The organism is Chryseobacterium sp. HNCC26DJ238, from assembly GCF_057180465.1.
Window position 1 is genome coordinate 36,480 of record NZ_JBXUGI010000024.1, and the last position, 10,972, is coordinate 47,451.

8 protein-coding genes are annotated in these 10,972 nt (G+C 37.6%); 5 read left to right on the forward strand and 3 right to left on the reverse strand.

Features of this window, described 5'->3' with window-relative positions; genetic code table 11:
• Positions 1-107 precede the first annotated feature (107 nt).
• The 3 genes from AC2A07_RS18465 (at position 108) to AC2A07_RS18475 (ending at position 3,409) form a co-directional block, all read left to right on the forward strand.
• A complete protein-coding gene (locus AC2A07_RS18465) occupies positions 108-623 on the forward strand; it encodes a TlpA family protein disulfide reductase (protein ID WP_484051596.1) in 516 nt (171 codons plus the stop codon).
• Between the two features lie 175 nt (positions 624-798).
• Complete coding sequence (gene dinB / locus AC2A07_RS18470; RefSeq protein ID WP_484051597.1) at positions 799-1,893, forward strand: DNA polymerase IV; 1,095 nt, start codon at positions 799-801, stop codon at positions 1,891-1,893.
• A gap of 43 nt (positions 1,894-1,936) precedes the next feature.
• A complete protein-coding gene (locus AC2A07_RS18475) occupies positions 1,937-3,409 on the forward strand; it encodes an alpha-amylase (protein ID WP_484051598.1) in 1,473 nt (490 codons plus the stop codon).
• 95 nt (positions 3,410-3,504) lie between these two features.
• On the opposite strand, the gene AC2A07_RS18480 is transcribed toward AC2A07_RS18475, so the two are convergent.
• The gene (locus AC2A07_RS18480) at positions 3,505-4,833 is read right to left on the reverse strand and encodes a carboxylesterase family protein (protein ID WP_484051599.1); all 1,329 of its coding nucleotides are present in this window, start codon (positions 4,831-4,833) and stop codon (positions 3,505-3,507) included.
• An 834-nt stretch (positions 4,834-5,667) separates the two neighbouring features.
• On the opposite strand from AC2A07_RS18480, the gene AC2A07_RS18485 reads away from it, so the two are divergent.
• Positions 5,668-6,723 (forward strand): NAD(P)-dependent alcohol dehydrogenase, encoded by a 1,056-nt coding sequence (locus AC2A07_RS18485; protein ID WP_484051600.1) that lies wholly within the window; start codon positions 5,668-5,670, stop codon positions 6,721-6,723.
• Positions 6,724-6,950: 227 nt separating this feature from the next.
• Here the strand turns inward: AC2A07_RS18485 and AC2A07_RS18490 are convergent, their stop codons facing one another.
• Positions 6,951-7,313: a winged helix-turn-helix transcriptional regulator gene (locus AC2A07_RS18490; protein ID WP_484051601.1), complete on the reverse strand. Its 363-nt coding sequence runs from the start codon at positions 7,311-7,313 to the stop codon at positions 6,951-6,953.
• A 168-nt stretch (positions 7,314-7,481) separates the two neighbouring features.
• Here AC2A07_RS18490 and AC2A07_RS18495 point away from each other — a divergent pair, with 168 nt between their 5' ends.
• Complete coding sequence (locus AC2A07_RS18495; protein WP_484051602.1) at positions 7,482-8,366, forward strand: NAD(P)H-binding protein; 885 nt, start codon at positions 7,482-7,484, stop codon at positions 8,364-8,366.
• 115 nt (positions 8,367-8,481) lie between these two features.
• On the opposite strand, the gene AC2A07_RS18500 is transcribed toward AC2A07_RS18495, so the two are convergent.
• Positions 8,482-9,762: an alkaline phosphatase family protein gene (locus AC2A07_RS18500; RefSeq protein ID WP_484051603.1), complete on the reverse strand. Its 1,281-nt coding sequence runs from the start codon at positions 9,760-9,762 to the stop codon at positions 8,482-8,484.
• Between the last annotated feature and the right edge of the window lie 1,210 nt (positions 9,763-10,972).

Below are 10,972 nucleotides of genomic sequence, written 5' to 3' on the forward strand. Positions count from 1 at the left end.
GGATTTTTTTGAAAATAGAATTTCTCAATCTCTCAAATTTGTGTTAAAATCACCTGATTCCACCATAAGATTATGTTTCAATGTTTAGATTTGTAAAAAAATTTAGAATGAAGCAGCTCATGACTTTTTTGATGTTAGGTATTTTTACCTTCGGATGTTCTCAGAAAACACCTGAAGTTTTAAAAACAAAATTTTCAAAAGAAGCGTTACAGCAGAAACTGGAAGATGAAAACGGTAAAAACATCAGTGTTCAGGAAATCCTGAATCAGCATAAAGGAAAAATTTTGGTGATCGATTTTTGGGCAGGATGGTGCAGAGACTGTCTCAAAGCACTTCCTAAAGCTGAAGAACTTGAAAAAAACAATCCTGATATTGATTTTGTCTTCTTTTCACTGGAAAGGTCAAAAGATAAATTTGACAGCAGCCTGGAAAGGTTCAATATGAAGGACAAAGAAAACTATTGGTTTTCGTCAGGATGGAAAAATGATTTCAACAATTATGTTGACCTCAACTGGATTCCGAGATATATGGTAATTGACCAAAAATCTAAAATTGCAAAGTATTATGCAATTTCACCTGAAGATCCTGAAATCCAGGCGACGATTGATAAGCTTTCAAAGTAATCTTTTCCGGATGCAGAATTATTATTGGACTGGATTTACATTTATAGCATGATAGTAATACATTTCGATCAGTCAGTTACCTACGCTTAAAGTGGTATAGCATAAAAGTGCCGGGCGTTTAAAACTTTAGAGCCCGGAACTTAATCAGAATTAATTGAATCCATATCTTTGTGATATGGATTTCTCTTTTCCCCAACGCAAAATTATTCATGTGGATATGGACGCATTCTATGCTTCCGTAGAACAGCATGATGATCCATCCCTGCGAGGAAAAGCAATTGCGGTCGGTGGCGGACACCGCGGTGTCGTATCAGCAGCAAGCTATGAAGCAAGAAAATTCGGTGTGCGTTCTGCAATGCCGAGTAAAACGGCAAAAGAGAAATGCCCTCATCTGATTTTTGTCCCTCCGCGATTTCCACGTTACAAAGAAATTTCAAAAATGATCAGGGAAATTTTCTATGAATATACCGATCTGGTCGAACCCCTATCATTAGATGAAGCCTATCTTGATGTAACCGAAAATAAAAAAGGAATAGAATCTGCCAATCAGATTGCGAAGGAAATCCGGCAGAAAATATTAGAAAAAACTGGACTGACCGCATCGGCAGGAATTTCCGTCAATAAGTTTCTGGCCAAAGTCGCATCCGATATCAATAAGCCTAACGGTCAGAAAACCATTCATCCTGAAAAAATCGAACAATTTCTTGAAGACCTTCCGGTAGAGAAATTTTACGGCGTCGGAAAAGTAACCGCCAACAAAATGTTTACGTTAGGTATTTTTAAAGGTAAAGATCTCAAAAAAAGATCACAGGAAGATTTAACGAGGCTTTTCGGTAAGTCAGGGAAATATTATTACGATGTTGTTCGGGGCATTCATCATTCTGAGGTAAAACCTCACAGAATTCAGAAAAGCGTTGCTGTAGAAAGAACGTTTTTTGAAGATCTTTCAGACGAACAGCAGATTGACGAAAAACTGCAGAGCCTGAGCGAGGAACTTGATCAGAGGTTAAAGAAAAACAATATCATGGGAAAATCCCTGACCTTAAAAATCAAATACAACGATTTTTCATTATTTACAAGAAGCATCACCAAAGAAGAATATTTCAATTCACCCGAGCAATATTTTAAAATTTCAAAAAAACTCTGGGAGCTCCGTCCTTATGATAAAGCGGTACGATTATTGGGTCTGTCGTTATCACATCTCAACACCGAAGAAAAAAAGCAGGTTTCTGTCCAGCTTAAAATACGGTTTGAGGAATTCGAAGATTAGCCGATAATTTTCATTAAATTGATACTACCAAATACAATAGACTATGAACCAGACAATGATTCAATTTTTCCACTGGTACAGTGACGGAGACGGAGTGCTGTGGAAACATGCCGAAAAAGAGGCAAAACATTTATCAGAACTAGGAATTACTTCAGTGTGGTTTCCACCGGCCTATAAAGGAACTAACGGAGGAAATTCCGTAGGATACGATGCCTACGATCTTTATGACCTTGGTGAATTTGACCAGAAAAACTCCAAAAAGACCAAATACGGCTCGAAAGACGAATATCTGAATTCTATCAAAGCCCTGAAACAGGAAAATATCCAGGTGATTGTAGACATCGTATTGGGCCACAAGGCAGGCGGTGATGAACTTGAAACTTTTAAAGCTGCAAAAGTTGACGAGAACAACCGTGAAAAGATCATCTCAGATTTTGCAGACATTCAGTCTTATACAAAGTTTACATTTCCCGGAAGAGGAAAAAAATATTCAGATTTTGAATGGAATTTCACGTGTTTCAGCGGTGTTGATTATGCAGAAGGGAAAGATTCACACATCTATAAAATCCAGTCTGAATACGGAAATGACTGGGAAGAAATGATCGATGACGAAAAAGGAAATTATGACTACCTCATGTTCAATGATGTAGAACACAGAAATCCTCACGTGCGTGAAGAGCTCAACAACTGGGCAAAATGGTACTTTGACGAAACCGATTTTGATGGCGTTCGATTGGATGCCTTAAAGCATATTTCATTTGATTTTTATAAAGAGTGGCTGACCATGCTGCGCTCCAATTCCGGTAAAAACATTTTTGCCGTAGGAGAATACTGGGCACCGGGACAGCTCAATCTGCTGCAGAAATACATCGACGCAACCGAAGGATGCATGAGCCTGTTTGACAGTTCGCTTCATAATAATTTTCACACCGCATCTAACGAAGGAGATTCTTATGACCTGCGGAGAATTTTTGACCAGACCCTGACTGAAGTTGATCCTCTGCATTCTGTAAGTCTTGTGGATAATCATGACACCCAACCGCTGCAGGATCTTGAAGCTCCGGTTGAAACATGGTTCAAACCCCTGGCATATGCACTGATCCTGCTTCGTGAAAAAGGATATCCCTGTGTATTTTACCCTGACTTGTATGGCGCCAGTTACAAAGATACCGATGGTGAAGGTAATGAGCATGAAATATTCTTAGATAAGGTAGACGGGATCGAAGAACTTCTGAAAGCCAGAAAAGAAAATGCTTATGGTGTTCAGAGAGATTATTTTGAAGATGCCAACTGTCTTGGCTGGATCCGTGAAGGCGATGACGAACATACAGGTTGCGCAGTGGTTTTGAGCAATAAAGACGCTTATGAAAAACCGATGGAAATGGGTGAACGATATATTGGTCAGACTTTCTACGACTCATTGGGGAGATTTGAAGAAAAAGTGACCATTGATGAAAACGGCTGGGGAAATTTCCCTGTACCGGCAGGAAATGTGAGTGTTTGGCTTCCCGAATAATGTAATGAATACATACACATAACAATTTTTTACACGATACCTGTTAACTGTGTCGTATTCGTACAAAAAATCATTTATTTTTATTTCAATAAAAACTAAATCTTTCTGAGAACTAAAATATCAGGTCTTTCAGAACCATCAGATATAATTCCGCTTTGGGCAAATTCTGCCCAAAGCTTTCTTAATTTTTTCCCATTTTCTTCTATATAGCTCCACGGAATATCTTTTAATATCCCTGCACTTTTCCATGCAGATTCATTTCCAAAGATGAATGGAAGATCAATCGCATGCGCCCCCATGAAATGATTGTCGTTTAAACGGGGATGAATTCTGAAAAGATACACATTACCACCCGCCTCTGCATAATTTCCGGCAAATTCGGCGGCCGGTTTTCCATAAATGATTTCCGTTGTCGTTCTTATCGCTTTATTAATAATTTTTCCGGGCAGATATTTATTTAACCCATCAGAAGCTTTCAGGTAGAAAGAGGTTTCTTCATCGTTCAGTCCGATTAAAACATCGATATTCCCGGCATTCTGTTTCCATTTTTGTTCTGCTTCCTCCTCCGTGCACAAAGGCGGGAATCCATATTGGGTTCCAAAAGGCATCGCTGCTTTTAAACCATATTTTATAAAGGACGGAAGATATTTTTTATAATTTTCAACAATTTCCAACATCTCGGATTGTTTGCTGAAATACCGGGTATTGAATAAAAATTCGGCGGACATTTTCCTTCTGTTTTTTCTTAGCCCCAAAGGAGCACTGTGAATGATCAATCTCCTGAATAAATTTTCAACACCGTCAGAAACCATCAGATGAGCGATTGCATCGCCGCCGGAAGACTGACCGAAAAGCGTAATATTTTCTTCATCTCCACCGAAAGCGGAGATATTTGTTTTTATCCATTTAAGAGCTTCAATGATATCAAACAGCCCAAGGTTAGCCGGCCTCTCCTCATTTCCTCCCAAAAAACCGAAAATTCCCAGGCGATAGGAAACAGTGACTACAATCACCTGCTGTTCTTTTACCCAATCCGAAGGGTTTGCCGTAGGAAGGTCTCCGCAACCAATCTCATAAGATCCTCCATGAATCCAGACGATAACCGACAGTTTTTCATTTTCCCGAACATTTCCAGGACGAAAAACAGAAAGAAACTGAGGAGATTCATCGACCTCAAAATCATCAAGACGGGTCTTTCCTATCATTCTTTCCAGAAGCGGACTGATATTCTGAGGACATACCGGAGTTTTTTCAGGAAAAATAATTTCAGAAGCTGAGGGATCAACTGCAACAGGCTTTCTGAATCTTTCCGAATATGCATAACGGATGTTTTTTGCTTTGAGCAATCCATCCTTTCTGAATGCTAAGATTTGTCCAAAAGGCGTCTGAAAAGTATGCGTTTCAAAATTCTGCTTTGATTTCATCGGTGAAAATGAATTTAATAATTAAACAATCTGAATAGATAAAGTAGAGACTTTTATGATGACGAATAACAGCGATAATTACTTTATTATTTAAGATTTTATTCAATTATAATTCCATACAAATAAAACAGATTAACTTTTGGCAGGTTTTATACTTTACAGTTAAGAGCAGTCAGTGCGTGTAGGTTTTTGAAAAAAAAACCGTATCAAGAACTTTTTGAATTAATTAAGAAGTTTTGTTTTAAGTTCACTGGTTCTCGATACAAATTCTTTCAGAATTTTACTCGAACTGACGGAGTTGTTATAGTAGTACAACTTCTGTTCTATTAGAAAAATTAAACCGTAAACTTATTTACGAATTATAGAGGGTTCTGAACTTCTACTTTACAGTTAAGAAATGTCAGTTCGAGTAGGTTTTTGAAGAAAACCGTATCGAGAACTTTTTGAATTTTTAAAGAAATTTTGTTTTAAGTTCATTGGTTCTCAATATAAATTCTTTCAGAATTTTACTCGAACTGACGGATTTGTTATTATAGAACAACTTCAGTCCTATTAGAAAAACTAAGCCGTAAACTTATTGATGAAATAAAAAAATTTTAAACTTACTGTACCGCTAAGATCAACCGATTTGAAATATACAATTGAAGTTTCTCTGCTGTTTAACCACCCCCGTCTCCATCTCCTGAAAGAATCCATCCCGCCGATAGAGGGAAATTAGATTACAGTAAAGTTCTCTACCTGTAATTTTGGTAACTGAATCCGTAATTGATATAAGCAGTATTTTTGAAAAAGTCCCGATTTTTGCATAGAGAAGAGTAATTTAAAATTAAAAAAATGGACACCTATACAGTAAAAGCGTACGGCACCGAATCGAAAGAAGCCGACTTGCAGGAAATGAGTATTGAAAGAAGAGAAGCAACACCACAAGATGTCGAAATAGAGATTCTTTTTTGCGGCGTTTGTCACTCAGATCTTCACACAGCAAGAAATGATTGGGGAGGAACAAAATATCCTGCAGTGCCTGGACACGAAATTGTAGGAAGAATTACAAAAGTTGGTAGTGATGTTTCCAAATTCAAAGTAGGCGATCTAGCCGGTGTAGGATGTATCGTCGATTCTTGCGGAACCTGTGAAAGCTGCAAACAGGATCTTGAACAATACTGTCAGACAGGATTTGTAGGGACTTATAACGGTAAAGATGAACATTTGGGAGGTCACACTTTTGGCGGCTATTCTCAGAAAGTGGTTGTTGATGCTGATCATGTTTTGAAAATTCCTGAAAATCTGGATCTGGCTGCTGTTGCTCCCCTTCTTTGTGCCGGAATTACAACATGGTCACCACTAAGACACTGGAACGCCGGTCCGGATTCCAAAGTGGCTGTTGTAGGTTTAGGCGGATTGGGACATATGGCTATCAAACTTGCCAAAGGTTTGGGAGCAGAGGTAACTTTATTCTCAAGAACTCCAGGTAAAAGTGATGACGCTAGACAACTGGGCGCAGACCACGTGGTCATCTCTACGGATGAAGAGCAGATGAAAGCGGTAAGCGGAAAATTTGACCTGATTATTGACACAGTACCTTATGACCATGATGTAAACCCTTACATTGCTACTTTAAATGTTAACGGAACTCATGTTTTGGTTGGTTTTATAGGTAAAATGGAGGAATCCCTGTTTACACCACCAATGATTATGGGAAGAAAATCTGTTGCAGGATCAGTGATCGGAGGAATTGCAGAAACCCAGGAAATGCTTGATTTCTGCGGTGAACATAATATCGTTTCTGAAATTGAAATGATCAAAATGCAGGAGATCAACGATGCTTACGAAAGAATGCTTAAAAGTGATGTAAGATATCGTTTTGTCATTGATATGCAGTCTCTATCTTAGACTTCATTCAAAAAATTACTGAAAATACTCTTCTTTCTGAAGGGTATTTTTTTGTGATATCATTCCTCTTTTCATACTTAAAAAGTATAAAAAAGGTTCCCAAAGGTATTCCGCTTAAAAGTGAACAAAAATTGTTTACTGATCAAAAATTGTCTGATCAATAATCACTTTCAAGTATTTTTGAGTTAATCCGCTGATGGCAGAAATACCCATTTTTATTTTTGAGATTAATGATACTTTTTCTCCATATCCTTGAACGCCCATTCTGCCATTGAATGGATCACCGGGATCAATCCTTTTCCCGCTGTACTCAGATTGTAGGTAACGTGCGGTGGAACAACAGGTTGGGCTGTTCTTACAATCAGTCCGTCACCTTCCAGCTGTTTCAGATGCTGGATCAGCATTTTTTCCGTAACCGCAGGAATGCATCGCCTGAGCTCGCTGTATCTTTTGTCCCCGGTAGAAAGATGATATAAAATTATAGGTTTCCAGAATCCGCCTATTTTTTCCATAACATAGGTAACAGGACACTGATCGAGTGCATATTTTTTGTTCTGCTGAATCGTAGACTTTTCTTTAATGGCTGTCATAATACATACTTTAGGGTAAGTACTTGTATAAAAGTAAGTACAAATATAACTTTGTTCCCGGAAATAAAAAAATAATTAAGGTCAAATCGCAGCTTTGATTTACTGAAAAAAATTCTGATCAAATCAGGCTGCCAGATGATCTTTATCTTTTAACAATAAAATTTACATATGAAAATTATCATCACAGGATCATTGGGAAATGTAGCAAAACCACTGGTTCAACAATTAATTGCAGAAGGCCATGATGTTACGGTTATCAGCAGCAGTGAATCCAAGAAAAGTGAAATTGAGAGCTTAGGAGCACAGGCTGCGATAGGGTCGATTACGGATTTAAATTTCTTAATAACTACGTTCAGAGATGCTGATGCAGCATTTTTGATGACACCCCCAAATATGGGCGGAGTGAACATTGTTGAGAACACAGTCAATGCAGGAAAAAATTATGCTGACGCTGTTCAGCAGACCGGAGTAAAAAGGATTGTCATGTTAAGCAGTATCGGTGCAGAATCGCCTGTCGATAACGGACCGATCAAAGGGCTTCATTTTATCGAAAAACTGTACCATAATCTGGAAAATACCTCAGTTACTTTTTTGAGAGCAGGATATTTTTACCTAAATTTCTTCAATGACATTCCACTGATTAAAAACGCAGGAATTACAGGAGCCAATTATCCTTCCGAGGTTAAAGTTCCGTTGGTACATCCTGCAGATATTGCAAAAGCAGCGGCCAGCGAACTGGTTAAGGATTCTGCGGGCAAAAACGTAAGGTACATCGTGAGTGATGTGCGTCCTGCATCCGATTTCGCTGCTGTTTTAGGTCATGCTATCGGAAAGCCGGAACTTCCATGGGTTGAGTTCAGCGATGAAGATTCCCTTAACGGAATGCTTCAGACAGGTCTACCACAGGAAATGGCTGAGCTATATACGGAAATGGGGTTAGGAATCAGAACAGGCGTTGTTCAGAAAGATTTTAAGGATCACGGATCTGCAGTAAACGGTTCAGTAAAACTGGAGGAGTTTGCAAAGGAATTTTCCACTCAATTTAATTCTTAATTTTTTAATGACTTTCAATTCGAATGTGTTTAAAAAAAATTTCGGCGCACCTACGGTGCGCCGAAATTTTAATTGTAACCGTTCTGTAAGTTTTAAATATCAATTCAATCTACAGTTAATTTTTTTTCGTTAAAATCTTTTGTAAAACTTTAAGTTTTCCATCGACAGGCTGTTCGATTTTCAACCCTAATATTTCAGCAACTAAAGGATATACGTTGACATTGGAAAACTCATCAATAACTGCATTATTTTTAAATTCCTGACCCCAGGCAAAAAACGCAGCTTTCATTTCAGGAACTAATTTGGGATCATAGCCGTGTTTTCCTACAGATGTTTTCTGATTCTTTTCTAAAAATATTTTTGGAGCCTTAGGGATCAGGAGAATCTGCCCTATCCTGCTATATCGGTCATCTCTGGTGGCAAAATGCAGATATTTCGGCAGTTTTTTATCAAGATATACTTCATAGTCGCCTGTTTTTCCAGCTTTCAGTTGTTTGAAAACAGCTTTAACTTCATCAGGATTTTTCACATACACTCGCAATAAAGTCTGAGCATTATAAAAGTCAAATCTTTTTTTATCAAAAAGAATTTCAGGAATCCCTAAGGGACTTCCACTGTCTACCTGTATCATTCCGTGGTCAGAAACAAAAATATAATTCACATTCTTCAAACCTAAATCCTTGACTTTCTGCACTAAATTTCCAATTGCTTTATCAATTGTATGAACAGCAGTTTCCGTTTCTCCGGCTTCCGGACCAAAATGATGCCCTGCCCCATCGACTTCCGGAAAGTACAGCGTAATAAAATGCGGTCTCTGATTTTCAGGTAATTTCAGCCAACTGATAACTTTATCTACTTTTTCTGAAGGTTTAAATTTTTCGTGATAGGGATAATAATAGGTTGGCCTTTTCCCCCCTGCATCACTTGCTGAGCCCACCCACTGTAGTGAAGCGCTGACCATTCCCTGTTTTTCAGCCAACGCCCAAAGTGGAGTTCCCCCATACCAGCTTCCGTCTTCGGCATTTTCCTTTTTGCTCATGGCGTAGCTTTTCTGCAGTTTATAGTCGTAAAAGAAATTGTCAACCAAACCATGATGGGCCGGATACAATCCGGTAATCAGACTCCAGTGATTGGGAAAGGTAATGCTTGGATAACTGGGAATCATTGCTTTAGCCTCTACGCCTTCTCCTGAAAGATTTAAAAGATTCACTGCATTATATTTTTGAGCATAATCGTATCTGAATCCGTCAGTAGAGATTAAAATTACATAAGGCTTATTGATTGATTCCTGACTGTTATATCGATTGGGAACAATGACCTGGGCAGTGTCTGTTTTTACCTGTGAAAAAACGGTCAGTACTGCTAATAAAAATATAATGGAAAAACTTTTTTTCATCCTGTAAAAATTTCTGCAAATTTAAGATGAATGAAAGCAATAACCGAATTAGGCAGATTAAAAGTATATTAAAAGATTTGTACAATAATCCCAACAGTCACTGTCATTGATTTCATCTGATCTTTGGTTTCAGGAGGAGCCTTAACCGTAAATTTTTCGATAAAGTTAGATTCGTCGTAAATAAGGTAAAATGATATCAGTGACAGGCTATATATAAAAACCTTACTCTATAAATTGATTCGTTATTTTCTAACGCAAAGTTTTATTTAAATAACACATCATTAAAGGAGCAAAGAAATGAAATCAATGAAATTGATTATTATAAAGCCTGCTTCATCAGCGGCTACGCCGCCACTCTTTGCTTCTTAAAAATTAGCAGGTTGCATAATATAACTTTGCGTTTAAAAATTAGATTCTGCAATTTTATGATAAACCTGAATTTTCTAAGTTTAGATTCCTCCGGAAAGACAAACTGCGCGCTGATAGTTGAGTCTGTTCTGTGGATATTGAAAGTAAATTACAGGTTTTTATTCAATAATTCCGGCAGCCTTTTTGTCATTGATTTTATCGAATCTTCGATTTCCGGAGGAATCTCAACAGCGAATTTTTAATAATGTTAAACTCGTCGGAAATTAATTAATGATAAGTGATGCGTAAAAAACTTTACTCTATAAATTGATTCTCTGCTTTTCAACGCAAAGTTTATTTAAATAACGCATCATTAAAGGAGCAAAGAAAGGAAATCAATGAAATTGATTTTTATAAAGCTAGCTTCATCAGCGGCTTTGCCGCCATCCTTTGCTCCTTAAAAATTAGCAGGTTGCATGATAAAACTTTGCGTTTAAAAATTAAATTCTGCTATTTTATGATAAACCTGAATTTTCTGGGCTTAGATTCCTGCGGAAAGACAAACTGTGTGCTGAGAGTTGAGTGTGTTTACTATTTAAATTGATTTGTTATTTTCAAACGCAAAGTTTTATTTAAATAATGCATCATTAAAGGAGCAAAGAAATGAAATCAATAAAATTGATTCTTATAAAGCTAGCTTCATCAGCGGCTTTGCCGCCACTCTTTGCTCCTTAAAATTGAGCAGCTTGCATAAATAAAACTTTGCGTTTAAAAAACAGTCCAACAAGTTTCGCACATCACATACATCAAATATCAATTGATTGTAACAAAAACTTTTTTAAACACGTCAGGTTTTGTCGCC